At 72.9% G+C, this 25129-nt stretch carries 26 protein-coding genes; 14 read left to right on the top strand and 12 right to left on the bottom strand.

All coding sequences use genetic code 11. The features are described from left to right. Positions 1-625 precede the first annotated feature (625 nt). Positions 626-2242: a phage/plasmid primase, P4 family gene (locus ABZ877_RS27020; protein ID WP_361075650.1), complete on the top strand. Its 1617-nt coding sequence runs from the start codon at positions 626-628 to the stop codon at positions 2240-2242. Between the two features lie 148 nt (positions 2243-2390). Next, positions 2391-2780, top strand: coding sequence for a DUF6009 family protein (locus ABZ877_RS27025; protein ID WP_361075653.1), 390 nt, complete (start codon positions 2391-2393; stop codon positions 2778-2780). Positions 2781-2964: 184 nt separating this feature from the next. Here the strand turns inward: ABZ877_RS27025 and ABZ877_RS27030 are convergent, their stop codons facing one another. The 7 genes from ABZ877_RS27030 to ABZ877_RS27060 all read right to left on the bottom strand — a co-directional run bounded on the left by ABZ877_RS27030 (position 2965) and on the right by ABZ877_RS27060 (position 8146). After that, positions 2965-3834: a GNAT family N-acetyltransferase gene (locus ABZ877_RS27030; protein ID WP_361075656.1), complete on the bottom strand. Its 870-nt coding sequence runs from the start codon at positions 3832-3834 to the stop codon at positions 2965-2967. Positions 3835-3885: 51 nt separating this feature from the next. Next, positions 3886-4794, bottom strand: a complete 909-nt coding sequence (locus ABZ877_RS27035; protein WP_361075659.1) for an alpha/beta hydrolase — start codon at positions 4792-4794, stop codon at positions 3886-3888. A gap of 13 nt (positions 4795-4807) precedes the next feature. Next, positions 4808-6049: a beta-ketoacyl-[acyl-carrier-protein] synthase family protein gene (locus ABZ877_RS27040; protein WP_361075662.1), complete on the bottom strand. Its 1242-nt coding sequence runs from the start codon at positions 6047-6049 to the stop codon at positions 4808-4810. Beyond that, the gene (locus ABZ877_RS27045) at positions 6046-6288 is read right to left on the bottom strand and encodes a phosphopantetheine-binding protein (protein ID WP_361075665.1); all 243 of its coding nucleotides are present in this window, start codon (positions 6286-6288) and stop codon (positions 6046-6048) included. The genes ABZ877_RS27040 and ABZ877_RS27045 overlap by 4 nt, the downstream gene beginning before the upstream one ends. Before the next feature lie 54 nt (positions 6289-6342). Further along, positions 6343-6867, bottom strand: a complete 525-nt coding sequence (locus ABZ877_RS27050; RefSeq protein ID WP_361075668.1) for a GtrA family protein — start codon at positions 6865-6867, stop codon at positions 6343-6345. Positions 6868-7051: 184 nt separating this feature from the next. Continuing rightward, complete coding sequence (locus ABZ877_RS27055) at positions 7052-7288, bottom strand: hypothetical protein (RefSeq protein WP_361075671.1); 237 nt, start codon at positions 7286-7288, stop codon at positions 7052-7054. Between the two features lie 177 nt (positions 7289-7465). Continuing rightward, positions 7466-8146: a ScbR family autoregulator-binding transcription factor gene (locus ABZ877_RS27060; protein ID WP_361075674.1), complete on the bottom strand. Its 681-nt coding sequence runs from the start codon at positions 8144-8146 to the stop codon at positions 7466-7468. A 164-nt stretch (positions 8147-8310) separates the two neighbouring features. Between ABZ877_RS27060 and ABZ877_RS27065 the strand changes: the two genes are divergently transcribed. The 6 genes from ABZ877_RS27065 to ABZ877_RS27090 all read left to right on the top strand — a co-directional run bounded on the left by ABZ877_RS27065 (position 8311) and on the right by ABZ877_RS27090 (position 14066). Beyond that, entirely contained in the window at positions 8311-9291 is a 981-nt protein-coding gene (locus ABZ877_RS27065; protein ID WP_361075677.1) for a ScbA/BarX family gamma-butyrolactone biosynthesis protein, read from the top strand. After that, the gene (locus tag ABZ877_RS27070; protein WP_361075681.1) at positions 9285-10418 is read left to right on the top strand and encodes an acyl-CoA dehydrogenase family protein; all 1134 of its coding nucleotides are present in this window, start codon (positions 9285-9287) and stop codon (positions 10416-10418) included. The genes ABZ877_RS27065 and ABZ877_RS27070 overlap by 7 nt, the downstream gene beginning before the upstream one ends. Then, positions 10418-11098, top strand: a complete 681-nt coding sequence (locus ABZ877_RS27075) for an HAD-IB family hydrolase (RefSeq protein WP_361075684.1) — start codon at positions 10418-10420, stop codon at positions 11096-11098. Before ABZ877_RS27070 ends, ABZ877_RS27075 begins: the two co-directional genes overlap by 1 nt. 142 nt (positions 11099-11240) lie before the next feature. Beyond that, positions 11241-11819: a helix-turn-helix domain-containing protein gene (locus tag ABZ877_RS27080; RefSeq protein ID WP_361075687.1), complete on the top strand. Its 579-nt coding sequence runs from the start codon at positions 11241-11243 to the stop codon at positions 11817-11819. A 76-nt stretch (positions 11820-11895) separates the two neighbouring features. Further along, positions 11896-12912, top strand: coding sequence for a LuxR C-terminal-related transcriptional regulator (locus ABZ877_RS27085; protein ID WP_361075690.1), 1017 nt, complete (start codon positions 11896-11898; stop codon positions 12910-12912). 137 nt (positions 12913-13049) lie between these two features. Then, on the top strand, positions 13050-14066 hold the full coding sequence (locus ABZ877_RS27090) for an enolase C-terminal domain-like protein (protein ID WP_361075693.1): 1017 nt from the start codon (positions 13050-13052) through the stop codon (positions 14064-14066). Between the two features lie 32 nt (positions 14067-14098). Here ABZ877_RS27090 and ABZ877_RS27095 read toward each other — a convergent pair whose 3' ends face one another. After that, positions 14099-14302, bottom strand: a complete 204-nt coding sequence (locus ABZ877_RS27095) for a hypothetical protein (protein WP_361075696.1) — start codon at positions 14300-14302, stop codon at positions 14099-14101. A gap of 295 nt (positions 14303-14597) precedes the next feature. On the opposite strand from ABZ877_RS27095, the gene ABZ877_RS27100 reads away from it, so the two are divergent. Then, positions 14598-15779: a pyruvate carboxyltransferase gene (locus ABZ877_RS27100; protein WP_361075699.1), complete on the top strand. Its 1182-nt coding sequence runs from the start codon at positions 14598-14600 to the stop codon at positions 15777-15779. Positions 15780-15861: 82 nt separating this feature from the next. Next, positions 15862-16593, top strand: coding sequence for a response regulator transcription factor (locus ABZ877_RS27105; protein WP_361075702.1), 732 nt, complete (start codon positions 15862-15864; stop codon positions 16591-16593). Positions 16594-16680: 87 nt separating this feature from the next. Here the strand turns inward: ABZ877_RS27105 and ABZ877_RS27110 are convergent, their stop codons facing one another. Both ABZ877_RS27110 and ABZ877_RS27115 read right to left on the bottom strand, forming a co-directional pair. Continuing rightward, complete coding sequence (locus tag ABZ877_RS27110; protein WP_361075705.1) at positions 16681-17688, bottom strand: TauD/TfdA family dioxygenase; 1008 nt, start codon at positions 17686-17688, stop codon at positions 16681-16683. A gap of 112 nt (positions 17689-17800) precedes the next feature. Further along, a complete protein-coding gene (locus tag ABZ877_RS27115; protein ID WP_361075708.1) occupies positions 17801-18604 on the bottom strand; it encodes a helix-turn-helix transcriptional regulator in 804 nt (267 codons plus the stop codon). Positions 18605-18668: 64 nt separating this feature from the next. On the opposite strand from ABZ877_RS27115, the gene ABZ877_RS27120 reads away from it, so the two are divergent. Together ABZ877_RS27120 and ABZ877_RS27125 are read left to right on the top strand one after the other, a co-directional pair. Beyond that, positions 18669-20147 carry a DHA2 family efflux MFS transporter permease subunit gene (locus tag ABZ877_RS27120; RefSeq protein WP_361075711.1) on the top strand — a complete coding sequence of 493 codons (1479 nt, stop codon included), beginning with the start codon at positions 18669-18671 and terminating at the stop codon, positions 20145-20147. A gap of 57 nt (positions 20148-20204) precedes the next feature. Next, positions 20205-20777, top strand: a complete 573-nt coding sequence (locus ABZ877_RS27125; protein WP_361075713.1) for a TetR/AcrR family transcriptional regulator — start codon at positions 20205-20207, stop codon at positions 20775-20777. Positions 20778-20822: 45 nt separating this feature from the next. Here the strand turns inward: ABZ877_RS27125 and ABZ877_RS27130 are convergent, their stop codons facing one another. Then, positions 20823-22004, bottom strand: coding sequence for a pyridoxal phosphate-dependent aminotransferase (locus tag ABZ877_RS27130; protein WP_361075716.1), 1182 nt, complete (start codon positions 22002-22004; stop codon positions 20823-20825). Between the two features lie 18 nt (positions 22005-22022). Continuing rightward, entirely contained in the window at positions 22023-22616 is a 594-nt protein-coding gene (locus tag ABZ877_RS27135) for an isochorismatase family cysteine hydrolase (protein WP_361075718.1), read from the bottom strand. Between the two features lie 154 nt (positions 22617-22770). Between ABZ877_RS27135 and ABZ877_RS27140 the strand changes: the two genes are divergently transcribed. Both ABZ877_RS27140 and ABZ877_RS27145 read left to right on the top strand, forming a co-directional pair. After that, entirely contained in the window at positions 22771-24651 is a 1881-nt protein-coding gene (locus tag ABZ877_RS27140; protein WP_361075721.1) for an FAD/NAD(P)-binding protein, read from the top strand. Between the two features lie 54 nt (positions 24652-24705). After that, positions 24706-25119: a cupin domain-containing protein gene (locus ABZ877_RS27145; RefSeq protein ID WP_361075724.1), complete on the top strand. Its 414-nt coding sequence runs from the start codon at positions 24706-24708 to the stop codon at positions 25117-25119. Positions 25120-25129 lie beyond the last annotated feature (10 nt).

Here is a 25129-nt window from a genome sequence, read left to right on the forward strand (position 1 = left end):
TTGGGCCACCCCGTCTGACCTGGTATTTTTCCGAGCGGGGCTGAAGGGGCTGAGCCCCGCCCGCGGGTCTGGACGCGCTTCAGCCCCGTAGGTGCGGAGGCGGGTGTGGGGCTGAAGGGGCTGAAGGTTCCGACACGCAAAGCCCCCTCACGTGGCGACCCGTCACCGTGGGCTACGCTCGGGCCGTCAACTTGAAAGCTGAGCCCCTTCAGCCCCGCCGACCCCGCCGGCACCCGCCCCGACCAGGACTTCCCCCTCGGGACGCTTGCCTCCCGCACGCCTCGAACAGCCCGAACAAGGACGATCCATTGGCCCGCGAGTCCGCGACACCGGCGACGGTCCCGGACCCCCCGCGCGACGGGCCGATCTCCCTGTGCGGGCGCCCCCTGCCGGGCGCCCCGGGGCGTGGTCAGCGCGTGTCCGAGGTTCCGGCAGAATGCCCGCACCGTCCTGTCGGCCGTCGGGGAAGGGCGGTCCGTGCTGCCTTCGCCGGGCGGAGCGGCACCCCGAGCCACACCCCCGAATCCCCGCTGCAAGCGACCCGCACCGCACCCGTCACCGAGTTCGTCATCGAGTCCGCTCTGTCCGCAGGCGCCCAGCGCCCGTTCCACCCCAGAGGACGCTCATGAGCGCCGAGCAGCACATCCGCTTCGACGCCGAAACGGCCGCCGAACAGATCCGCCAGCAGGCGTTCGACTTCGACACGCCGGTCGCGCCCGAGCCCGCCGGCGGGCCGAGCCTGCCCGCCCAGCAGACGGAGGCCAGGCCCGCCGCCGCGACCGCCACCGCCACTCTCGAAGTGGCCCAGGCGCCCGCCCCCGCACCCGACGGCCTCCTCCCCGACTCCCTGTCCGACCGGGGCAACGCCAAGCTCTTCGCCCGCCTCTACAGAGACCAGTTCCGCTACGTCATCGGCATGGGCTGGCACTCCTGGGACACCTACCGCTGGAAGCTCACCGGCGGCGACGAGGCCGCCGTCTGGGCCGCCGGTGACATGGCCGAACAGCTCGCGGAGCACGACCCGAGCGGCCGCTTCACCACGAGCAGACTGGCCGCCCACCGCCGCCACTCCGAGTCGACCGCCGGCCTCAAGGCGCTGCTGTTCCAGGCGCAGGCCGCCCCCGGTCTGCGCCTGGACCCCGATGTCCTGGACGGCGACATCTACGCCCTGTGCACCCCGGCCGGTGTCGTCGACCTGAAGACCGGCGCACTGCGCAAGCCCGACCCGCTCACCGACATGCACTCCCGGGCCACCGCCGTCGCCCCGCAGAAGATGCCGATCCCGCGCTGGGACCGCTTCCTGCGCGACACCTTCGGCGACGACGAGAAGGGCCAGGAGGTCATCCGCTTCCTGCACCTGCTGCTCGGCTACTCGATCACCGGGGACGTGGGCGCGCAGGTCATGCCGTTCCTGTACGGGTCCGGCGCCAACGGCAAGTCCGTGCTGCTCGAAGTGGCCATGCAGATTCTCGGCGACTACGCCAACGCCGCCCCGCTCGGCTTCCTCATGGAGAAGGGCAAGTTCACCGAGCACTCCACCGAACTGACCGAGCTGCACGGCCGCCGCATCGTCGTGTGCAGCGAGCTGAAGCCCAACGACAAGTTCAACGAGGCCCGCGTCAAGCTCCTCACCGGCGGCGACACCATCACCGCCCGTCGTATGCGGCAGAACTTCTTCACCTTCACCCCGACCCACAAGCTCTGGCTGCTCGGCAACCACCGCCCCGAGGTCGGCACCGGTGGCCACGCCTTCTGGCGCCGCATGCGGATCATCCCGTTCGAACGCCGCGTACCCAACGAACGCAAGATCGACAACCTCGCCGCCGAACTCGTCGCCGACGAAGGGCCTGGCATCCTCCAGTGGCTCATCGAGGGCGCCAAGCAGTACCTCGCCACCCGCGACCCGCTCACCGGGCCCGCCTCCGTACGCATCGCCACCGCCGCCTACGAGACGACCGAGGACCACATCGGCCGCTTCATCAGCGAACGCTGCATGAAGGGCGCCGACGCCGACCTGCGCGTGGAGCAGAAGCTCCTCTACGAGACCTACGGCCGCTGGTGCTTCGAGGAGTCCATCCGCGCCTCCACACCGCGCGCCTTCGCCAGCCGCATCCGCCAGGAGCTCGGCCTCGCCTCGCCCGCCGAGATGATCAAAAGCAACGCGGCCAAGCTCTACCCCGGCCTCGCCCTGCTCCCCGAGCTTCCCGACGAAAGCGACATTGAGGCAGGAAAGGCACCGTGAGCATCCCCGGCGCACTGGGAGCGCCCGCCGGCCGACCGTACGATGGAGAGCGCGGCCGTGACCAGGCGCGCACCGCCCGCGCAGGTCAGAGCCGCTCGCACACCACAAGGACAGGCCGCCGCACGGCCGCCCGGACACAGGAGGCCCGATGAGCGCGATGCCGCAGGAAGGCGATCTCGCCCAGGAGGCCGAGGTCGTCTGGCTCGAGGACCCGGAAGATCTCGACTACGTACGCCAGGCCCTCGACAAGGTCAGGACCCGCAAGGGCAAGCCGCGCTACGAGCGCGACGGCCGCCTCATCGGCTACACCAACCTCACTCCGCGCGCCCCGCGCAGCTCCGACAGCGGCCTGTTCGCCCGCCGCACGTTCTACCTGCTGCCGCACGACCGGCCGAACTGCCCCGAGGACCCCGACTGCCCGTACATCGTCGGCGCGCCCCTGGAGGCGGTCGACCCGAGCACGATCGAGCCGGGCAAGGTCGGCGAGAAGACGGCCCGCTCGCAGGGCACCGCGGACATAGTGCCCGCGGGCTCCTGAACCCCCGATTTCGGCCATATGCGGTGAACGCCGCAGCCGAGACTGCCCGCGTACACGGGCTTCCCGTGGATCATTTCCCGCCGTCTGTGCGCGGGACCGGTCGGGGAGGCCCCCGTTCCCGGCTAGCGTGGACCCTGCTCAACGTCGCATCCCCCCGTGTGCGACGTTGAGCTTTTTCACGTGGTCAGGGCCGCAGGCCGAGTGAGGTGAAGTCCCGCACCGGGCGGTAGCCGAGCCGCTGGTAGAGGGCGTTGCTCGTGCGGTTGGCGAGGTCGGTGAAGAGCACCACCTGCTCCGCGCCCGCGGCCAGGGCGGCCCGGGTGACCTCGGCGGTCACCGCGCCCGCGTAGCCCCGGCCGCGCAGCTCGCGCGGCGTGTAGACGGGGGCGACGCGCACGGTGCCCGCGACGAGCCGGGTCACCCCGGCCATCGAGACGGGGGTGCCGTCCGGCGTCTCCCACAGGGTCGCCCCGCCGTACGGGACACGGGAGTCGGCCCAGGCGAGGTCCCGCGCCCCGCCCGGCTCGGCCGCCCCCATGAACTCCCCGTGCCAGCGGGCCAGCAGTTCCCGGTCGTCCGCCGTCGCGACGCGGGCCCGGCCCGGTGGCGCGGGCTCCGGCGGTGTGAGGCGGTCGAGCCGGTACAGCCGCTTCGCCATGCTCTCGCTGACCGAGCCGCCCGGATGCCGGGCCAGCCAGGCGTCGGCGAAGGCGCGGGCCCCCTCGACGGTGCCGTTGACGCCCACGGGCCCGTCCGCGTCGACCGCCTCGACGAGCGCCTCGGCGGCGCTGCGGCCGAGCGGGCTCACGTACGGCGGCGCGGGCGGCGTCCAGATGAACGCGTCCGTCACCTTCCCGCCGTCGTCGCGCCACACCCCGAACCGCACCACGGCGCCCTCGAACCGTGCCTCCCCGGCGAGCAGCCCCGCGAGCAGGCCCAACGGCACCGTGTGCAGCGCGGGTTCGGCCCGCAGATACTCCCCGGCCAGCCGCTCGAACACCCGCGGCTCACCGGTGAGCACCCACTCACCTCTGCCTTCCCCTGTTCCGGCCATGCCCCCATGCTCCCGGGCGCCCGCCCCGCATCGCAGCCCATTTACGGGGCGTCAGGGCGTGCGGAGGGCGGCGCCCCGGCTCCGGCGGTCGCGTTGCGCGAGGCGTGTCACGGGGCGCAGGGCGTGCAAGGGGGGCGGGGTGTCGGTGGCGAAGGAGGTGACCAGGGCGATGGCGGCGTCCGGGCGTTCCAGCATCATCATGTGGTCGCAGTCGGGGACCGTCAGGAAGTGACTGCCCTCGATCGCCGAGGCGAAGACGCGCTGCTGCTCCAGGGTGGTGATGGTGTCGTGCTCGCCGCTGAAGACCAGCGTGGGCACGCCCGCGAGGCCGCCGACGGGGTCCTTGTGGGTGCCCAGGGCCTGGCCGAGGAGGTAGCCGCCGTGCGGGCGCCGGGCGACACGCAGCAGGGAGCGCCGGAAGAAGCGCAGGGCCAGGTCGCGGCGGTGCACGTAACGCTCCTCGTCCAGGCAGAACATCTCCGCTGCGATCCCGTCCGCGAACCCCTCCAGGTCCCCGGCGGTGACGAGCCGCCCCGCGTCCCTGCCACGGGCGATCGCCGCGGCGCTCACGCGCGCGGGGACACCACCGAGCACGAGCCGGGCGCAGCGCTCGGGGTGGTGCTGCGCGTACCGGTAGGCGATCACCGAACCGTAGGAGTAGCCGTAGAGGTTGACGCGCGGCACGCCCAGGTCGTCGATGACGGCCTCCAGCGCCGCGTCGAGGAGTTCGACGCCGTGCTCGGGCCGCAGCATGTCGGAGTCGCCCGCGCCGGGCAGATCGGTGGTGACCAGGTCCGCGACGCCGGTGAGGGCGTCCTCCATCTGCGCCCAGTCGTACATGCCCTGGAACGCGCCTCCCAGCGCGACCAGGGGCTCGGTCGTCGCGGTGCCCGCGCGTACGGTCCGGTAGGCGTAGGACAGCCCGTCCACGGTCAGGGAGCGGACGGATTCCGTGAGCATGCGTTCCTTCACCTCAGGCACGGGCGAGCACGAGGGCGGCGTTGTGGCCCCCGAAACCGAGCGATGTGGACACCGCGCACTCCAGGCGCGCGGGGCGGGCGGTCTTGGCCACGACCTCTACGGGCACGGCCGGGTCCTGCACGTCCAGGTTGACCGTGGGCGGCACGAGCTGCGCCTCCAGGGCGAGCGCGGTCAGGGCCGCCTCGATGCCGCCGGAGGCGCCGAGGACGTGCCCGGTCATGGCCTTGGTGGACGTGACGAGCGGGCGGTCGCCGAGGACGCGGTGCAGGGCGGCGCTCTCGACGAGGTCGTTCATGACGGTCGAGGTGCCGTGCGCGTTGACGTGCCCGATGTCGCGGGCGGCGACGTCGGCGTCCGCGAGCGCGTCGCGCAGCGCCCGCTCGATGCCCCGCCCGTCCTCGTCGGGGGCGACGGCCGAGCAGGCGTCGTTGGAGGCCCCGTACCCGGCGACGGTCGCCCGTACGGTGGCGCCGCGCGCCCGCGCGTGCTCGGGGTCCTCAAGAACCAGGAGCCCGGCGCCCTCGCCGACCACGAAGCCGTCCCGGTCGACGTCGAAGGGGCGGCAGGCGGCGGCCGGGTCGTCCACGCGCGTGGAGAGGGCCTTCATCCGGCACGTACCGGCGAACACCAGGCGCGAGGCCAGGGATTCGGCCCCGCCGGCCACGGCGATGTCGCAGCGCCCGGCGCGCAGCCAGTCCAGGGCGGTGCCGATCGCGTCGGTGCCCGAGGCGCAGGCCGTGCACACCGCGAGGCTCGGGCCGCGCGCGCCGAGGTCCCGGCACACGCTGCCCGCCGCGCTGTTGGGGACGGTGACCGGGGCGACCTTGGGGGAGACCCGGCGCGGCCCGCGCCCGTCGAGCACGGCCTGCTGCTCGTCGTAGAACCGCAGCCCGCCGTGGGCCGAGCCGATGACCACGCCGACACGGGCGCCGTCCCAGGTCTGCGGGGTGAGCCCGGCGTCGGCGACGGCCTCGCGCGCCGCCAGCACGGCGAGTTGCGCGAAGCGGTCCATCAGCCGGATCTCCCGGCCCAGCTCCGTCTCCGGCTCCACGCCCTCGACCACGTACATGAAGTCGCACGGCAGGTCCCGCAGCGACTCCGGCCTGCGCACACCCGACGGCACGCGCGCGGTGGTGACCTCGTTCCAGGTCTCCTTGGTGTTGCGCCCGGCGGCGGTCACGAGGCCGATGCCGGTGACCGCGACGGCGGACGGGCCCCGCGTTCCCGGCCTCACGCGACCGCCGCCTTCTCGCACACGACGTCGAGGAGCTGCTGCACGGTGCTGCGGGACGTCAGGTGCACGTCCTCCAGGTCGCAGCCCAGCTCATCCTCCAGGATGAGCCGCAGCTCCTCCAGTTCCAGCGAATCGATGTGCAGCCGGTACAGCGGCACGTCCGGACGTACGTCCCCCGGTGCGAGCCGGAACATCCGCACCAGCAGGTCGATGACATGGTCGGCGGTCGTCTCCAGCAACTGCTGCTCCCTACTCGGCGCTGCAAAGGCTCCTGACTAACTGCCGTCCACGCGTCAGGCAACGCCCACGCACTCCCGGAACCCTTTCGAGCCACCAGGTTGCGTATTTTCTGGCGAACCGCTTGTCCCCATTCGAGAGGGAGTACGGGTACGGGTACGGGCGCGGGCCGCGAAGACGTAGAGCCGCAGCGCCAGGAACCGCCCGGCACCGGCGAGACCGGAGGCGCCGAGGTAGACGGCCTGCTCGGTCAGCGCGCCGGGGGAGGACCACACGAGGTGCAGGACGAGCACGGCGAGGCTGGTGGCCAGATAGGCCGCGCTCGCCGACCCGGCGGACTGCCAGTGCTCCCGCAGGTTCGCCCGGCGGCCCTTGGCGAAGGTGAAGCGGGCGTGCAGCTCGGTGCAGAGCAGGGTCGAGGCGACGGTCACCAGGGCGTTGGCGACGGCCCAGGGCAGCGCCCCGGCCCCGGCCACCACCGGCACGGAGAGGCTCGCCGCCACGCCGACGCCGCCCCCGAGCCCCACGAATCGCACGAAGGAGGCGAGGGCCCCGGGCGTCTGCGCTGTCGCCGATTCCATTGCGGCACCCCCTCCCTGGTTTCCGATAAGGGAAACGCTACGTTGCGTTCAGGGGGCGGGCAACTCATTTATGAGCCCAACGAGCTTAAGCAGCAGCTAGAAGCGCGTTTTTCGTTGCAACGACGGGAAGCGCAACGCAACGACCTTGCGGGAAGTCGTTGCAATGGGGGAGGGTGAACGCACCTCAGGCCGACGGCGCCCGTACGACGACACCCGCGTGCACGTCCTCGGGGCCGGACACGGCGGGGCGGTTGGCGGCCAGGAGGCGGCGGACGGCGTCCGGGGTGCTGTAGGCGCGGGCGGCGACGTCCGCGAGCCCCTCGCCCGCCCGGACGGTGAGGAAGCGCGGGGCGATGCCCTCCTGCCCCGCCGCGACCCCATGGCACGGCCGGCCACCGCTCCTGCCGGTTCTCCCTCCCACGGCTACCCAGGTCGGGCAGCCGGTCTCAGGTGAGGGCGGGCAGGTGAGGGGGGAACAGCCCGCGCAGCCGGTCCGGGCGGCGCCGCGCGAACTCCCGCCGAGCGAGTGTCCGACGACCGGGAACTCCGCCCGCAGCCCGGCGACTTGTGGCCCGGCGATTTACCGATCCGGTCGCCGTCAGGCCCTCAGTGCGTAGAACAGAAGATCCCGCGTCTCGGCCCAGCGGCGGACCAGTTCTTCCCTGCGGTCGAGGCGGGAGGCGATGTGCTGGGTGCCGAAGAAGGCGGAGATCAGGGTGTGTGCGGCGGCGTCGGGGGTGATGCCCTCGCGGAGTTCTCCGGCTTCCCGTGCCTCGGTGAGGAGTTGGCGGAGCAGGTCGATCCAGCCGACGTAGGGCGTGGGCAGGGTGCCCTCGGGCAGCGGCTGTTCCATCTGGAGCCGCGCCCCTCCTCGTACGATCGGGTCGTCCCTGAACTGGGTCGCCGTCCGGTCGAGCAGGTCGACGAGGGTGTCCATCGGGCCGAGCCCCTTGCTCTGCGAGGCTTCGAGGAGGACGGGCCAGCGGGCGTAGTGCGCCTCGACGACCGCGATGGTCAGCGCTTCCTTGGTGGGGTAGTGGAAGTAGACCGCGCCCTTGGTCATGCCGACCTCGTCCGCGACGTCCTTGATGGACGTGCCCGCGTAACCGCGCTGGTCGAACAGGAGCGCCGCCGCCTCCAGGACCTGAAGCCGGGTCTGGACGGCCCGCTCCTGGTGCAGTTCGGGGCTGCGCCCGCCGCGCGCCGTCTCCTTGGCGCCTTCGGGTTCCGGGAACACCGCCCGGCTGGTCCTGCGCTCCTTGTTGCTCGCTGCATTCACTGTTGAGCCTCCTCGCAGCTCTCGTGGACTGGGCGGGTCAGTGCTGCCCAGCTCCGAACCGCCATTGCAATATACCTTCCCGTAGGTATATTTTCGACCCGCCAAGTGGTCGGTGACCCGGGGGGATTCCAGGTCACCAGCTTCTTTTCAGGGAGGGGAACGACGTGCACGACCTTGCCATACGACCCGGTTCCGCACCGCGCACCGAGGCTGCCGCCGGGGTTCACGTCCCGCGCACGATGGTGCACAAGACCGCGGACCACGAGGTGCTGCTGGCCTCCGCCGCCCGTATCGCCGCGGACCGTTACGCCGTACGGCTGCGCTGGCCCGACACTCACCTGCTGCACCACCGTGGCGCCGACGGCACCCGGGACTCGCTCATCGTCGCGGAAACGATGCGGCAGGCCGGCATCTACCTCTCGCACCGCTTCCACGACGTCCCCGCCGACTACGCCTTCGTCCTGCACCGCTTCGACTTCCGGCTGACCGAGCCGGTCCGGGACCGGGGGGCGGGCACCGACGCCGTCCTCGACATCCAGATCCGCCGCGAGCCCGGCAACCCCCGACGCTTCCGGATGGCGTCCGCGGCGTGGCTCGTGATCGGCGGCCGCCGCGTCGGCCGGGCGACGATGGAGTGGGACGCCTTCGCTCCCCGCCAGTACGCCATGATCCGCCACCGGGGCGGCGCCCCCGACCCCGGCCAGTACGCCGGGCCGGCCCAGTCCGCGCTGCGCGCGCTCCCCGCCGCACTGGTCGGCCGGGACCGACCCGACGCCGTCCTGCTCGCCGAGGGCCCGGCGGCGGCACGGGGCTGGTGGCTGCGCATGGACACCGGGCACCCCGCCCTGTTCGACCACGGCAGCGACCACGTCCCCGGCATGGTCATGGTCGAGGCGTTCCGGCAGGCCGTCCTCGCCCGGACGCCCGAGCGGCCCGCCGACTGGACGATCCGTCACCTGGACGTCTCCTTCCACGCGTTCGGTGAGCTCGGCCCGGCGGTCAGTATCGCCGCCGAGTCCACGGGACCGGACGCGTTCCAGGTCGTCGCCCGTCAGGGCACCCGGCCGCTCGCCTCGGCCCGGGTGGTCGGCGGCGCCGACGAGCCCGGTGTCGTACCGGTCCTGGCGGGTGCGGCCGGATGCTGAGCGATCTGCACCGTACGCTGCACGCCGCCCGCGAGGACCAGGACCTCCTGGAGGAGGGGCGCAGGCTGACCGACCGGGTCGCCGACGCGCTGGTCGCCGACGGCTTCGCCCGGCACTTCGTGCCCGAGCGCTGGGACGGCTGCGCCGGGACGTTCACCGCGTTGCTCGACGCGGTCTCCAGCGTGGCGGAGACTTGCGCGTCCACCGCCTGGTGCGCCGCCCTGTACGCCGCCCACGGCCGCCTCGCCTCCTACCTGCCCGAAGAGGGCCAGCGCGCTCTGTGGGGCCGCACCCCGGACGTCTGTGTGGCCGCCTCCGTGGTGCCGCCGCAGGGCAGGGCCGAACGCGTCGACGGCGGCTGGCGCCTCACCGGCGAATGGACGATGGCCAGCGGCGTCGACCAGGCGGACTGGGTGCTGCTGGCCTCCCTGGCCGAGGGGCCCGCGGGCGCGGCGGGCCCGGCGCGGGAGAACCGTGTCTTCGCCGTCCCGCGCCCGGACGTCAAGGTGCGCGACACCTGGCACCCCATCGGCATGCGGGGCACCGGCAGCAATACGGTCGAGGCCGAGGTGTTCGTCCCTGAGCATCTGTCCTTCACCGTCAGCGATCTCGCCCGCGCCCAGCCCCACGCGGCACGCTGCCACACGGTGCCCTTCCCGCTGGTCGCCGGACTGATCTTCGCCGCGCCCGTGCTCGGCGCCGCCGAGGGCATCCTGCGCCACTGGTGGAACCAGCAGTGCCTGCGGACCCGGCCGGACGGCGGCACCGCCGCCCAACAGCCGTTCCAGCAACGGGTCCTCGCCCGCGCGTCGGCGCACATCCAGTCGGCCCGGCTGCTCCTGGAGCGGGCCGCGCAGCGCGCCGACACCGCGCCGATCACGCCGCTCCTCGTCGCCGAGAACCAGCGCGACGTCGCCGCGGCGGTGGAGCTGTGCGGCACCGCCGCCGACGAGATGCTGCACGCGGCCGGTGCGCGGGCCCTGGACGACACCAACCCCTTGCAGCGCGCCTGGCGCGACATCACGGCGGCGCGCGCGCACGGCACCCTCGACCCCGAGAAGGCCGCGGCCGCCTACGCGCGGGCCCGGCTCGCCGCCCAGCCGGCGGACCTCGAAGGAGCCCGGTGATGCGGCGCGTCGCGTTCTTCGACGTGGACGAGACGCTCCTCGCCGGCAAGAGCATGGTCAGCTTCTGGCGCCACTGGAGCGCCCAGCTCGCCGGGGAAGGCCGGTCGCCGGGCGAACTGCGCACCTCCGGGGCCGACCGGGCGGCGCTCAACCGCGCCTACTTCGCGCACTTCGAGGGTGTCCACCGCACGGTCCTCGAGGAGTCCGCCCGCCGCTGGTACGCCGATTACCGGCGCGGCCCCCGCGCCTTCCTGCCCGCCACGCTCCGGCGCCTGTCCGAACATCGCGCGTACGGGGATGAGATCGCCCTGGTCACCGGCTCGGGCCAGCTGCTCGTCCGGCCGGTCGCCGACGACCTCGGCGCCCATCACGTCCTGGCCACCGAGCAGATGACCGACGCGGGCGGCACCCTCACCGGCGAGGTGCGCCGCTCCCTGATCGGCGACGCCAAGCGGGAGGCGGTGACCGCGCTGCTGGAGCGGCTCGGCGTCCGGGCCGAGGACTGTCACGCCTACGGCGACCACAGCACCGATCTGGCGATGCTGGGCGCGGTCGGCCACCCCGTCGTGGTCGGCGACGACCCGGTGCTCACCGGCCACGGGCGGGCGCGCGGCTGGGAGTTCCTGGAGAACGTCGCAGGTCCGCGCGGTGCGGCCGTCGAGGTGATGCCCGTCGGCTGACCGGTTCCGGCCCGCACGGCCCCCGTGGCCGCTGTGGGCCAGAACTGGCCGCAGAAAAAATACCTTCGGGAGGGTATTTTGTTCTCATGCAGCAATCACCGTGCCGGTGCGGCACAGCGGACACGGCAGCGGGACGTCCGCGATGAGCCAGCCCCGCGCCCAGCGCACGCGCCGTCGGCTCCTGCGCGCCGCCGCCCAGGAGTTCGCCCGACTCGGCTACTCCGGGGCCCGGCTCTCCGACGTCGTCGACCGGATCGGCATGACCAAGGGCGCTCTGTACGGGCACTTCACCTCCAAGCAGGACCTGGCCGCCGCCGTCCGCGACGAGGCCGTACGCCGTTGGGAGAAGCTCAGGAGCGACGTGGCCGCGACCCGGACCGACCCGCTCGGACAACTGCGGGCACTGGCCGAACGGCTCATGCGGTGCATGGAACGCGACCCGCACGTCCGCGCCGCCGCCCGGTTCGCCGCCGACCGGCAGCCGGAGCCGGGGGAGCGGGACCTGATCACCGCCGTCACCGCCCACGTCGCCGCCCTGGCACAGCAGGCGGAGGACGAGGGGCGCCTCACCGCGGCCCTGCCCGCCCGTACCTTCACCGACCTGCTCATCACCACCGTCTTCGCGGGCGACCGGTCGGGCTCCGACCGGCGCACCCGGCTCAACGGGCTCTGGGACCTCCTGGACCACACCCACGACCGCACCCACGCCCCCGCCCGATGAGCCAGGACGGCCTCCCCACATCCGGTATCGACGTGCCCGGCCCCACCGGCGCGGAAAGGCAGCGGACGCTATGAGCGTGCCGACCCTGGGACCCCAGGCCCTGCGGCTGTTCGAGTACGCCTCGACACGCAGCGACTGGTCCCTGCGCAGTGCCTGCGAACAGCTCGACGCCACCGCGGACGAGCTGGAGCCGGCACGGCAGGAACTCATCCGCCTCGGCCTGCTCATCGAGGCCGCGGGCGACACCGCCGACGGCGAGCCGACCGCGCGGGCCACCGCGCCCGAGGCCGCCCTCCTCCGCCTGCTCACCTCGCAGGAGACCGCCGCGGCCCGGCTGACCGAGGAGATCCGTACCACCCGCGAGCGGATCGACGCGATGCGCGAGGCGTTCCTGCCCCTGCACGCCGCGCGCAGCAGCGGCCTCGACAGCGAGGTCGTCACCGACCCCGACCGGATCGCCCGCGTCCTCGGCGACACCGCCGACATCGCGACCTCCGAGATCCTGTCCATGCACCCGGGGCCCGTGATGGCGCCGGAGGCGCTGGCCGAGGGGTTGCGACGGGACCTGCGGGTGCTGGAGCGCGGCGTGACCATGCGCTCCATCCATCTGCGGCCCATGACCCGGATCATCCACTCGATGAATCACCTTCAGGAGTTGCAGGCGGCGGGCGCGCGGGTGCGCATCGCCCACGTCGTCCCGTTCCGGTTCATCCTCGTCGACCGGGTCCAGGCGCTCGTGCCCGCCCTGCACACCAACTCCAGGAACGCGATGATGGTGCTGCGCGGCGAGGCCGTCACCGCCCTGCTGGTCAAGGTGTTCGAGATGTGCTGGGCCTCCGCCGCCCCGCTGAGCACCGCCGAGTCCACCCCCGAGGCCGGGCTCACCTCCCAGCAGTTGTGGGTCCTGCGCCTGATGTCGACCGGCCGCAAGGACGAGGCGATAGCCCGCGAACTGGGCGTCTCCGTACGGACGCTGCGCCGCGTCATGGCCGACCTCATGGCGCGGCTCGGCGTGGAGAGCCGCTTCCAGGCGGGCATCACCGCGGCACGCATGGGCCTGCTCGACCAGGACACGTCCGCCGGCCCTGGTTGAGCGGACGGCGCGGCTCTGGGAACCCGGCTTTGTCCGCAAGCGGACACGCAGCAGGGTGCCGTGCCATCGGCCTGGCGACCACGACGGGCCGGTGGCCATGATGGGGCTCCGCCACTCCGGCAGCCTCAGGAGCCCACGTGTTCGACCCCGCATTGCTTCGCTCCCTCACCGGGACACCGCTGCGCGTCGAGTGCGACATCCTGCCCGCCCGGCCGCTGTGTCCCGCGACATGGCCCGGCGCCTGGTCCGTCGTGCGCATCACCGCGCGCAACGCGGGCAGCACCGGCCGGGGCGAGGCCACCTTGCGCCCCGGTGTCGCCGCCCACTGTCCCACCGCCCTGCGCTCCCAGCTCGACCGGGCGCGCCCCGCGCTGCACCGCATGATCACCCCCACCGATCTGCCCGCCCTGCTCCCGGCGGGACCGTTGCGCAGCGCGATGGACACCGCGCTGTGGGACCTGCTGGCCAAGCGCACGGGGCAGCCGGTGTGGGACCTCATGGGCGCGCCGCGCCCCGGACCCGTCCCCCTGGTCCACACCGTCGAGCGCGGTGAACCGGAGACGCTGGCCGGGGAGCTGGAGCAGAGCGCCGACTTCGACGGGCTGCGGGTCAAGCTCGGCGCCCCGGCCGTCGAGGACGACCTCGCCCGGCTCAGCGCGGTGCGCGAACGCCGCCCCGACGCCTGGCTGATGGCCGCCGCCGACGGGGCCTGGGACGTGGACCGGCTGCGCGTCATGCTGCCCGCCCTGCACGACCACGGCGTACGGCTGCTCGAACAGCCGCTGCCGGAGACCGAGTCGGGTGTGCTCAGCACCTTGCGCCGCCCCTTCCCGATCATCACCAGGACGGCGTACGGGGACGACCGCGACGTGGACCGCCTGGTCTCGCGCTACGACGGGATACGCCTCAGCCTCGACGCCGTCGGCGGGCTCACCACCGCCCTGCGCCTGATGGAACGGGCCGACCAACTCGGCCTGCTGGTGCTGCTCGGCTCGCCCCCGGCGACACCACGCTCCTGGGCCGCCGCGCTGCAGGCGGCGCCGGGCGCGCACTACGTGAACTACACGCCCGGCCTCACCCTGCCCGGCGGCACGGAACCGGTGCGGCCGACGGACGGGGCGCTGGCCCCGCTGCCCGCACCGCTGTGGGGCTGAAGCCCTCCACGCCTTACGGGCTTCGCGACGCGTCAGCCCCAGATCAGGTCACCGGGGGCGTTCGCCGCCGCGGTCGTGGGCGCCTGCCCGGCGGGGGCGGCCTGCGCGGCGGAGGCGACGCCCGCCGACAGCGCGGCGGCGACGGCGCACACGGAGACGAGACGAACCAGCTTCGCGGTGGCGCCGACGGTGTTCGGACGGGACATACGCGGGGACACACGCAGGGACGTACGCATGGGGAGATTCCTTCTTCCGGTACGGGGAAAGGGAATGAGGGGCGGCACCTTCCGGCGCCCGACGAGAAAACTTTCGCATTCCACCTCCACCTTCGGGCAATGGGTTGATCTGACCCAACGGTGCCGTGGCCGCGACATGCCACCGAATCCGTCCCCGCCCGCCCCGCCCGCTTCGGGACCCATCACGGACATGGCCCTTCTCGGCCACCTCGACACCGCCCCCTGACTGCTCAACCCTGCCTACTCTCGCCGCAGTTGGGGCTGCGCGAGCGGCGCCGTACAGGAAAGGGACACGATGTCAGGCACAGCGGAATCACGCCGCATCTCGATATTCGACACCACGCTCCGGGACGGCGAACAAGCGCCCGGAAACGCGATGAACCCGTACCAGAAACTCGACATGGCGCTGCGCGTCGAAGCCCTCGGCGCGGATTACATCGAGGCCGGATTTCCCGCCTCCTCACCCAGCGAGTTCGAAGCCACCGAACTGATTTCGAAGAAGCTGACGTCGGCGAGGTTCACCACCTTCTGCCGGGCGGTGCGCGCCGACGTGGACACCGCCGTGGCCGCCGGCGGCACCGAACGCCACCAGGTGCAGATCATGGCCACCGGCAGCGACATGCACCTGCGGCACAAGCGGGGGATCAGCCGCGCGCAGGCCGTCGAGGAGGTCGCCGACACCGTCGCCCACGCCCGCTCCCTCGGCGTCGAGGAGGTCTCCGTCGGCATCGAGGACGCCAGCCGCGGCGAGGAGGAGCTGCTGCACGCCATCGTGGACGGCGCCGTCGAGGCGGGCGCCACCTGCTTCGCGGTCGCCGACACCTCCGGCTGCAACCTGCCCCAGGAGTACGCCGCGCTCATCACCGCGTTCCGCTCCTGGCTGCCGGAGACGGTCCGCATCGCCACCCACTGCCACGACGACTTCGGCCTCTCCCTCGCCAACGCCGTCGCCGGGCTCCAGGCGGGCGCCGACGAGGTGCAGGCGACCCTCGGCGGCATCGGCGAACGCGCGGGCAACACCCCGCTAGAGGAGCTGGCCGCGCTCCTGTCGTACAAGGGCGACGTCCTCGGCATGCACACCGACATCGACGTCTCCGCCATGTACGAGGCGTACACCGCGCTGCGCGGCCACATCGGCCTGGAGGAGCCCCGCAACAAGGCGATCTTCGGCACGTACGCCTTCGGCACCGCCGCCGGCATCCACCAGCAGGGCATGCTGCGCAACCCGGCCACCTACGAGTACGTGGAGCCCGCCCGGTTCGGCCGCGAGCGCTCCCTGCTCATCGGCCGGCACTCGGGCCGTGCCGTGCTGCGCCACATCCTCGACGAACTGCGCGTCGAGGTGAGCGACGCGGAGCTCGGCGAGCTGTACCGCACGCACATCGCCGAACGCACCGGTGGCGACTGCGAGGACATCTCCGTGCTCAAGGAGCGGCTGGCCCGGGAGCTCGTGGCCCAGCCGCTCGCCGCCGCCTGACCCCGCCGGCGGCCGGACCCGGACACGTACGGGACCGGCCGCCGCGTGGCACCCATGTGCGAGGAACAACAGGAGAGCCGCAATGGAGTGGACCGTACGCAACCCCGACGACGGGCGGATCCTGCTGTGCGCGCCCGAACCGGCCGAGGTGTCCGTGCTGCTCGCGGACGCCGACCCGGTGTCCCGGCACGTCCTGGCCGGGGGCCTCGCGGGCGCCGAGCGGATCACGGTGGTGGGCACGGCCGACAGCGCGCAGCCGCTGCACCGCTGGCCGCTGAGCGAGGCCGACGTCGTCGTGCTCGCGGGCCTCGCCGGACCCCGAACGGCGCCGGTCGTCACCGAGCTGCTGCACAAGGGGGCGCGCGTCGTGCTGCTCGACACCCGGTGGACGGGGCCGGCGCTCGCGGCCACGCTCGCGGCGGGCTGCGCGGGCGCCCTGATCAAGGACCACGAGGTCGGCCGGCTCGCCGCGGCGGTCCGCGCGGTGGCGGCCGGGCACACGGTCGTCTCCCCGCAGTTGATCGGCCTGTGGCCGGGCGCGCACCGGCCGCCGGAACGGCCCGCGCGCCCGCCGCGCGCCGACCGCTCCGCCGGGCTGCGCCTGCGCGAACTGACCGAACGCGAACGGTCGGTCCTGACCTGTCTCGCCGAGGGCCTGTCGACGAAGGAGACGGCCGAGCGCCTCAAGGTCACGGCGGCCACGGTCAAGAGCCATGTGTCGCACGCGCTGGCCAAGCTCGGCGTCCGCAACCGCCTGGAGGCGGTCCTCCTGATGCGCCGGGCGCTGGACGAGGACCTGCCGCCGTGGCTGTAGAAGGGGGTCTGGGTGATGCGTTCCGGCCGGCGGCGGTCGGGGGAGGTGCTGCCGCCGGCCGGAGGTCTTCTCCTCGGTGCGGGTCCGCTAGTCGCCGACGCGGCCGCGGACCCCGTCGAGCCAGCGGTCCGCGTGGCGCTCGGCCGCCGCCTCGTCGCGGAAGGCGTACGTCTTCAGCAGCCAGCGCTGGCGGGCCGCGGCCGCGTCGTTGATCTCCATCTTGTCGCGGCTGTGCAGGCCGTCCTGGTTGGCGAAGGTGAACAGGTCGCCGGTGCGGATGCGATGGCGGGTCTTGTCCGCGCGGACGATGGCGTTCTTCAGCGCGAGCAGGGCGTCCTTCGCCGCGACCGGGGCGTCCGGCGCCGCCGTCGTGCAGGTGTCCAGGTAGCGGAAGCTATGGTGGTTCTCCAGGATCGGGTGGACCTCGGAGACCGTCAGGTCCTTGTTGTTGTCCCGAGAGAAGACGTCGAACGGCGTGATGAACTGCGCCGTCCGCAACTCGGCCTGCTCCTCGGCGCTGAGGTGCGCGAGCAGGTCGCGCCCGTCCACGAACCCGGTGTAGATGAACTCGCGCTCCGGGCAGTGCATGCCGAGCAGCGAGATGAAGTCGGCGCGGACCGGGTGGGCGGTGCGGTCGTTGTGGTAGACCAGCTCGCTGTCGCTGAAGCCGGTCTGCATGCCGCTGTAGCGGTTGATGGCGACGACATCGGTGAAGAAGTCCCCGTTGAACCGGGTCGCGTAGGACAGCAGCGGCGTCCGCACCAGCTGCGCGAACAGTTCGAGGAACGCCTCGCCGACGAAGGTCTTCTTCCTCGCGTGCTTGTCCGCGACCGGGTCGTCGAGGTCGAGCAGCGGGATCTCGTCGTCCAGCGGGCAGTTGCGCACCACGTGCGCGTCGCACGCGCCGCTGGAGCGGTCCGCGTGGATGCGGCCGCAGAGGTCGGTGAAGAAGGCGGGCACCTCACCGCGGGCGATGACGTCGCCGACGGCCCGCGAGAAGTCCTCGTAGTCCTCGTACGGGTTCTTGGCCACGGAGCCGAGCACGGCGCTCAGTTGCGCGCGCTCGGCATCGGAGAATACGTAGACGGGTTCCATACCCCGATCCTCACGACGCCCCGGCCCCCACACATCGGCTGTCGGAGGAACCGCCCGGTCCCCCGTACGCCATCGACGCACTCCGCCTCCGCCAAAGTGGAGGCGGCCGTGACTAGACCGCCAGTTCCAGGCCCAGCGCGTCGCGCAGGCCCGTCGCGCCCTCGTCCGTCAGGTGGACGACCCTCGGGGCCGTGCCCCAGCGGACCCAGCCGAGGGTGAAGAGGCGGTCCGTGAGGGCCGCGCCGAGGCCGCCGGCCAGGTGGTGTTGTTGTTCGCTCCAGTCGACGCAGTACAGGACGGCGGGGCGGCGCGGGGGCAGGCGCATCGTGTCGACGCCGAGTTCGGCAAGTTGGCGGTGGCCGTCGTCGGTGATGCGGTACTGGAGGTCGCGGCCGTAGGACGAGGGGCGGTCGCGGACCGCCTCCTGGGGGCGGTGGATGCCGTCGTGCCCGGCGAGGACGCCGCGTTCGAGGAGGGCCCGCATGACGGCGACGCCGAGCTGGCCGGCCAGATGGTCGTAGCAGGTGCGTGAGCGGTGCAGGGCGTTGGTGCGGCTGCTCTGCTTCAGGGAGGTGATGGGCAGCGGCGGGGCGATCAGGGCGAGGGACTCAAGGGCGGCGCTGATCTCGGGCCCGGCGAGCCGGTAGTAGCGGTGGCGGCCCTGCTGTTCGACGGTGACGAACTCGCCCTGCACGAGCTTGGCCAGGTGCACACTGGCGGTGGCGGCGCTGATTCCGGCCTCGCCCGCGAGCGCGCCCGCGGGCAGGGCGCGGCCGTCGGCCAGGCATTTGAGGATGCGGGCCCGCGAGGGGTCGGCGATGAGCGCGGCGGCCCGCGCGATGTCGGTCTGGTGCTTGAGCGGCTCGCCCTCCCGGTCGGCGGGGGAGGGGGCCGGTCCACGGCTCGCGTTCGGCATGGTCCCAGCCTAGGACAACGACACTTCGTCGCGCATCAAAACAATGGGACCTGAAGCTGGATCCATGACCACCACGGAGATCACCCCCAGCCCCGGGAGCCCCGGCACCACGGCTCCGGCCACCGCCCCGGCCCCGCAGAAGAACACCGCCGCCAAGCCCGCCCTCGCCCTCGGCCCGCTCATCGCGCTCAGCCTCGGCTACTTCCTCGTCATGCTCGACGTCACCGTCGTCAACGTCGCCATCCCCGACATCCGCGCCTCCCTCGACACCGGCGCCTCCGCGATGCAGTGGATCGTCGACGGCTACAGCACCGTCTTCGCCGGGCTGCTGCTGCTCGGCGGCGGGCTCGCCGACCGGCTCGGGCACCGCCGGATGTTCCTCACCGGCCTCGGCGTCTTCACCGCCGCCTCGCTGGCCTGCGGCTTCGCCGCCACCCCCGGGGTGCTGATCGCCGGGCGGCTCGGCCAGGGCGCGGGCGCCGCGCTGCTCGTGCCCGCGTCCCTCGCACTGCTCCAGGTCACCTACCCCGACCGGGCCCTGCGCGCCCGGGCCATCGCCATCTGGGGTGCGGTCGCCTCGGTCGCCTTCGGCGCGGGCCCCGCCGTCGGCGGACTCCTCGTCTCCGGGTTCGACTGGCGCTCGGTGTTCTGGCTGAACCTGCCCGTCGGCGCCCTCGCCGTGTTCCTCACGCTGCGCCACGTCCCGGCCTCCGCCCGCAAGGCGAACGCCCGCCGCATGGACCCGCTGGGCCAGATCCTCGGCATCGTCGGCCTCGTCGCCCTGGCCGGCGGGCTCAACGAGGCCGGTTCACACGGCTGGACCTCCCCGCTCGTCCTGTCCGCCTTCGCCCTGGGCGCCGCCGCCCTGACCGCCTTCGCCCTCGTCGAGCGCGGCCTCGAACAGCGTGAGGCCGCCGGCCTCACCGAGCGCTCCCCGCTCCTTCCCCCGTCCCTGTTCCGCTCCGGCGCCTTCACCTCGACCGCCGCCATCGGCCTGCTGATCAGCCTCGGCTACTACGGCATGCTGTTCCTGACCACGCTCTACTTCCAGCAGGAACGCGGCTACAGCGTCCTCGCCACCGGCCTCGCCCTGCTCCCTTCGGTCTGCATGGGCCTGATCGCCGCCCCCCTCTTCAGCCGCGTTGCCGCCCGTACCGGCCCCTACGTGCCGATGGCCGCGGGTCTCGCCCTCGGCACCACCGGCTTCGTCGGCTGGGTCATGGCCGGACCCCACACCCCCTACCCGGTCCTTCTCTTCGCCCTGATCGCCACCGGGCTCGGCCAGACGATGACCGCCCTCGCCGCGACCGCCGCGATCATCGAGGCCGCGCCCGCCTCCGGCGCCGGTATCGCCTCCGCCGTCTTCAACGTCTCCCGGCAGGTCGGCAGCGCCGTCGGCGTGGCCCTGTTCGGCACCTTCGTCGCCGCCTCGGCCACCTTCACCTCGGGCCTGCGCCTGTCGGCCGCCCTGGCCGCCGCCGCCTTCGCCACCGGCACCCTGCTCGCCCTCTCGGTGCGGCGCCGGGCCCAGCGAAACGCCTGATGGGCGCCATCGGAAATGCTGATCGAGCAGCCCCCGCCCCACGGATACAGTGCCGTCATGTCGAGCGCGGAACGCCTGATCGAAGCCACCCGGGAACTGCTGTGGGAGCGCGGTTACGCGGGCACCAGCCCCAAGGCCATCCAGGCCCGCTCCGGTGTCGGGGTCGGCAGCATGTACCACCACTTCGACGGCAAGGCGGGGCTCGCCCTCGCCGCGATGCGGCGCAGCGCGCACGAGCTGAAGGAGTCGGCCGAGGCCCACTTCTCGGGCCCCGGCACGGCGGGCGACCGTATCGCCTCCTACCTGCGGCGCGAGCGCGACGTGCTGCGCGGCTGCCCGATCGGGCGGCTGACGATGGACGCCGACGTCGTCGGCAACGACACGCTGCGGGCCCCGCTGGACGAGGTGTTCGCCTGGCTGCGGGGCCGCCTCGCGGACCTCGTGGCCGAGGGTCAGGAGAGCGGGGAGTTCGCGGCGGACCTTGACCCGCAGGCCGTCGGCGCGATGCTCGCCGCCGTCGTGCAGGGCGGCTATGTGATGGCCCGCTCGGCGGAGAGCGCGGAGCCCTTCGACGCCGCCACCCGGGGCGCCCTGTCCCTGCTGGGCCTGCGCGTCCCGCAGCACGCGTAAGGGCCCCGAGCACCTGACCCGGGGCCCCGCGCCACACCTACCGCCCTACCCTCGCTCGGCCAGCGCCCGGCCCATCCGCTCGAACGCCGTCTCCAGGACCTCCGGCGACGTCGCGAACGACAGACGGACGAAACCCTCGCCGCCCGGACCGAACGCCGAACCAGGCATCAGCGCGACCCCGGCCCGCTCAAGGACCCACTGCGCGAAGGACGCCGCGTCGGCGAAGCCCGTGTCGCGGATGTCGGCGAACGCGTAGAACGCCCCGTCCGGCGGGGAACACACCACGCCCGGCAGCGCATTGAGGCCCCGGACCGTCAGTTCGCGGCGGCGCGCGTACTCCTCGCGCATCTCCCGCACCGGTCCCTGCGGCCCGGTCAGGGCGGCGATCCCGCCCCGCTGCACGAACGAGCCGGTGCAGCCCACGGTGTGCTGGGCCACCTTCAGCATCTGCTCCATCAGGTCCGTCGGCCCGGCCGCGTAGCCGAGGCGCCAGCCCGTCATCGCGTAGCCCTTGGAGAAGCCGTTGACGGTGATCGTGCGGTCGGCGCAGCACGGCAGGGCGCCGAGGCTGACGTGTTCGCGGCCGTCGTAGAGGATCTTCTCGTAGATCTCGTCCGCGATGAGGAGGACGTCGTGCTCGTCGGCGAACTGGCTGATCGCGCGGGCCTCCTCGTGGGTCAGGCAGTGGCCCGTCGGGTTGTTCGGCGTGTTGACCAGGAGCGCCTTGGTGCGGGGTGAGACGTGTGCCTCGAGCAGTTCCCTGGTGATCCGGAAGCCGTTCGCCGCGTCCAGGCCCACCTGCACCGGGTGCGCCCCGATCAGCCGGGCCATCGCCGTGTAGCTGACCCAGCTCGGGGTCGGTACGAGCAGTTCGTCGCCGGGGTCGAGGACCGTCACCAGCGCCGCGAACAGCGCGTGCTTGGCCGACGGCGTGACGAGGATGTCGGTGGCCGCGTCGACGGTGATGCCGTTGTCCTTGGCCAGCTTCTCGGAGACCGCCTCGCACAGCGCCGGCAGTCCGCGGCTCGGCGTGTAGTGCGTGAAGCCCTCCCGCAGCGCGCCGACCGCCTCCTCGACGACGTGCGCCGGGGTGTCGAAGTCGGGTTCGCCGCCGCCCAGGTCGAGCACGTCGACGCCCTGCGCGCGCAACTGCGCCACCATGTCGAACACCGCGTACGTCGCGGACTTGCCCACACCGCCGAAGCGGGCCGCGGCCCGGTTGCCCATGTCGTCGCCTCCCCGCCGTCAGAGGGCCACGGCCGGCGCGGGCAGGGCGTCGGCGACCGTGGTCAGGGTGGAGATCCGGGACAGCACCTTCAGCGCCGCCTCGTGCACCTCGCTGTCCCCGGCGAGCGTCGCGTCCTCCAGGACCTCGACGCGGTAGTCGCGGTCGTGCGCCGCCTGCGCGGTGGTGAGGACGACCAGCTCCGTGGAGACGCCGGTGAGCAGCAGCGTGTCGATGCCCTGGGTGCGCAGCAGCACCTCCAGGTTCGTGCCGTGGAAGGGGCTGATGCGGTGCTTGGCGATCACCGGCTCGCCGGGCAGCGGCGCGAGCGCGTCGTGCACCTGGGTGGCCCAACTGCCGAGCAGCAGCCGCTCGTCGGGCTTGGCCTTGGCGAACACCGGTGAGCCCGCGGGCCACTCCGGGTAGCCCTCGGTGAAGCCGACCACGACGTAGATCACCGGTATGCCCGCCGAACGGGCCCGCGCGATCGCGTCCGCCGTGTGCTCGATGACGCGCCGTTCGACCGCCTGCCGGTGGTAGCCCTCGGCCGCGTACTTGCCGTCCGGGTGCACGATCTCGTTGATGAGGTCGAGCACGAGGAGCGCCCTGCTCATTTCTCCGCCTTTCCGTTCCGCCGCTGATGCGGCGGAAATCTATGAACAACTCTCATGCGAAGCATCAATAAAGCCGTCTTGAACAGTAGGTACAGCGGCTCCTATCTTTTTGCCCACAGCCCGCTGAAACCGTTTCTGTCGAAAGGTGTCGGACATGAAGGTGGCCATAGTCGGGAGCGGCCCGCGCGGCCTCTCGGTCCTGGAGCGCATGGCGGCCCGTATCGCGGAGCGGCCGGTCGACGAGGCCACCGACATCTATCTCATCGACGCGCACCAGGTCGGCAGCGGCCGCGTATGGCGCACCGACCAGCCGAAATGGTTTCTGATGAACACGGTGGCCGACGAGGTCTCCGCGTTCTCCGGGCAGCCGGACGGCGGGCCCGCGAGACCCGGCGCCGGGCCGTCCCTCGCCCAGTGGTGGAAGTCGGTCGACCCGGATTACCCGGGGCCCAACAGTTATGCGCCGCGCGCCCTGCACGGACGGTACATGCAATTCATCCTCGGAACAATCGAGGAGAACCTTCCGGAGAATGTGCGGCTCATTCCGGTGAAGGCGACCGTCGACCGGCTCGAACGCGTCGACGGGAGTTATCGGCTGACGTTCCGGGAAAGCGCGCACCTCACCGTCGACCGGGTCGTCCTCACGACGGGCCACACCGTCCCCGAGCCCACCGGCAACCAGCGCCGCCTCGCCGAGTACGCCGCCGCCCGCCCCTCCCTGCGCTACATCGCCGGTGACTCGGCCGCCGACATGCCGCTCGACGCCATCCCGGCCGGAAGCCCCGTCGGCGTCCTCGGCCTCGGCCTCTCCTTCTACGACGTGATGGCCGCCCTCACCGAGGGGCGCGGCGGAACTTACGAGGAGGACGGCGCGGGCGGCCTCGTCTACCGGCCCAGCGGCAGCGAGCCGGTCCTCGTCGCCGGTTCGCGCAGCGCCATGCCGCTCCCGGCCCGGGGCCGCAACCAGAAGCACCACGACCACCGCTACGACCACATGCTGTTCACCACCGAGCGCATCCTCGCCCAGCGCCCCCACGGCGAGATCTCCTTCGCGGAGGACGCCGTGCCGTGGCTGCTCGCCGAGGTCGAACTCGTCTACTACGCCACGACCCTTGACGCGCGCCACGGCCCGGGGAAGTCCGCCGCGTTCGTCGCCGAGGTGGTCGCCGCAGCCGAGGACGGGGTGCCCGACGTCGTCGCCATCGCCGCCGGGTACGGGCTCGGGGACGTACCCCGCATCGACCTCGACGAGCAGGCCCGCCCGTTCGCGGGCCGCCACTTCGACAGCCCGGAGCAGTTCGCCGCCGCCCTGACCCGCGCGCTCGCCGACGACCTCGCGCACGCCGAGGCGGGCAACGTCGACGACCCGCTCAAGGCCGCCCTCGACGTCATCCGCGACTCGCGCGCCGTCATCCGCTCGCTCGTCGACTTCGCCGGGCTCACCCCGACCTCGCACCGCGAGGACTTCCTCGGCTGGTACGTGCCGCGCAGCTCCTTCCTCGCGGCGGGCCCGCCCCGGGTGCGGCTGCGCCAGGTCATGGCGCTCCTGCGCTGCGGCCTGCTGCGGATCGCCGGGCCCGACACGCGCTTCCTGCCCGACCCCGAGTCCGGCCGGTTCGCCGTGCACTCGCCGTACGTCGCCGGGTCCAAGGTGCTCGTCGACACCGTTCTCGACGCCCGTGTCCCGACGCCCGACGTGCGCACCGACCCGCACCCGCTCACCCGGAGCCTCGTCGCGCAGGGCATCTGGACCTCGTACGTCAACCGGGGCGCCGACGGCGACCGCTTCGACACCGGCGGCGTCGCCGTCACCGAGGCGCCCTTCCACCCGCTGGACAAGGACGGCCGGGCCGACACGGGCCTGTACGTCCTCGGCATCCCCACCGAGCACACCCGCTGGTTCATGCAGGGCGGCAGCAGCCGGCCGGGGTTCTGGACGGACTTCGTGCAGAACGCCGACGCCATCGCGGCCGACCTCCTCACCCCCTTGCGGGGCGCCGTCCCCGCCCCGGCCGGCGCCGCCCTCGCCCGCTAGCCCGCCCCGCCCCGCCGACCCCTTCGCCCAGTCACCGAGAAAGCGAGCCCCGCCATGTCCCTCGTCACCGCTCAGGCCGCGGCCCCCGCCGCCGAGGTCCGGCCGCGCCCCGTCACCGTCGTCCGCGACATCTTCGACCCCCTCGGGCTCGACGCCCTGTCCTGGGAGAGCTGGTCCGAGCCCGGCCGGGCCGGGGTCGACGTGCACCGCCTCTACACCACCGACGACGCGGCGAACGGCGCGGCGATGATCACCAGGATGGCGCCGGGCGCCCACGGCGACCTGCACGAGCACCTCGGCCACGAGCTGATCGTCGTCCTGGACGGGGAACTGCTCAACAGCAACGGCGACCGCTACCGGCCCGGCGACCTGGTCATCGAGGAGCCCGGCAGCGTCCACCAGGTCAGCACCGAGACCGGCTGCACCGTGCTCGGCATCCGCCACGCCCCGACGCGCCCGGTGGCGTGAGCCCGGGGGA

Source organism: Streptomyces sp. NPDC046939 (genome assembly GCF_040644575.1).
Taxonomy (GTDB): Bacteria; Actinomycetota; Actinomycetes; order Streptomycetales; family Streptomycetaceae; genus Streptomyces.

Bases quoted from the DNA above. Each gene is read 5' to 3' on its own strand.
- ABZ877_RS27125 (WP_361075713.1), top strand. From the start codon at position 20,205: ATGTCGAGCGCGGAACGCCTGATCGAAGCCACCCGGGAACTGCTGTGG.
- ABZ877_RS27020 (WP_361075650.1), top strand. From the start codon at position 626: ATGAGCGCCGAGCAGCACATCCGCTTCGACGCCGAAACGGCCGCCGAA.
- ABZ877_RS27035 (WP_361075659.1), bottom strand. From the start codon at position 4,794: ATGCTCACGGAATCCGTCCGCTCCCTGACCGTGGACGGGCTGTCCTAC.
- ABZ877_RS27070 (WP_361075681.1), top strand. From the start codon at position 9,285: ATGCTGAGCGATCTGCACCGTACGCTGCACGCCGCCCGCGAGGACCAG.
- ABZ877_RS27080 (WP_361075687.1), top strand. From the start codon at position 11,241: ATGAGCCAGCCCCGCGCCCAGCGCACGCGCCGTCGGCTCCTGCGCGCC.
- ABZ877_RS27115 (WP_361075708.1), bottom strand. From the start codon at position 18,604: ATGCCGAACGCGAGCCGTGGACCGGCCCCCTCCCCCGCCGACCGGGAG.
- ABZ877_RS27145 (WP_361075724.1), top strand. From the start codon at position 24,706: ATGTCCCTCGTCACCGCTCAGGCCGCGGCCCCCGCCGCCGAGGTCCGG.
- ABZ877_RS27095 (WP_361075696.1), bottom strand. From the start codon at position 14,302: ATGCGTACGTCCCTGCGTGTGTCCCCGCGTATGTCCCGTCCGAACACC.
- ABZ877_RS27030 (WP_361075656.1), bottom strand. From the start codon at position 3,834: ATGGCCGGAACAGGGGAAGGCAGAGGTGAGTGGGTGCTCACCGGTGAG.
- ABZ877_RS27075 (WP_361075684.1), top strand. From the start codon at position 10,418: ATGCGGCGCGTCGCGTTCTTCGACGTGGACGAGACGCTCCTCGCCGGC.
- ABZ877_RS27135 (WP_361075718.1), bottom strand. From the start codon at position 22,616: ATGAGCAGGGCGCTCCTCGTGCTCGACCTCATCAACGAGATCGTGCAC.
- ABZ877_RS27110 (WP_361075705.1), bottom strand. From the start codon at position 17,688: ATGGAACCCGTCTACGTATTCTCCGATGCCGAGCGCGCGCAACTGAGC.
- ABZ877_RS27140 (WP_361075721.1), top strand. From the start codon at position 22,771: ATGAAGGTGGCCATAGTCGGGAGCGGCCCGCGCGGCCTCTCGGTCCTG.
- ABZ877_RS27105 (WP_361075702.1), top strand. From the start codon at position 15,862: ATGGAGTGGACCGTACGCAACCCCGACGACGGGCGGATCCTGCTGTGC.
- ABZ877_RS27100 (WP_361075699.1), top strand. From the start codon at position 14,598: ATGTCAGGCACAGCGGAATCACGCCGCATCTCGATATTCGACACCACG.
- ABZ877_RS27050 (WP_361075668.1), bottom strand. From the start codon at position 6,867: ATGGAATCGGCGACAGCGCAGACGCCCGGGGCCCTCGCCTCCTTCGTG.
- ABZ877_RS27130 (WP_361075716.1), bottom strand. From the start codon at position 22,004: ATGGGCAACCGGGCCGCGGCCCGCTTCGGCGGTGTGGGCAAGTCCGCG.
- ABZ877_RS27120 (WP_361075711.1), top strand. From the start codon at position 18,669: ATGACCACCACGGAGATCACCCCCAGCCCCGGGAGCCCCGGCACCACG.
- ABZ877_RS27025 (WP_361075653.1), top strand. From the start codon at position 2,391: ATGAGCGCGATGCCGCAGGAAGGCGATCTCGCCCAGGAGGCCGAGGTC.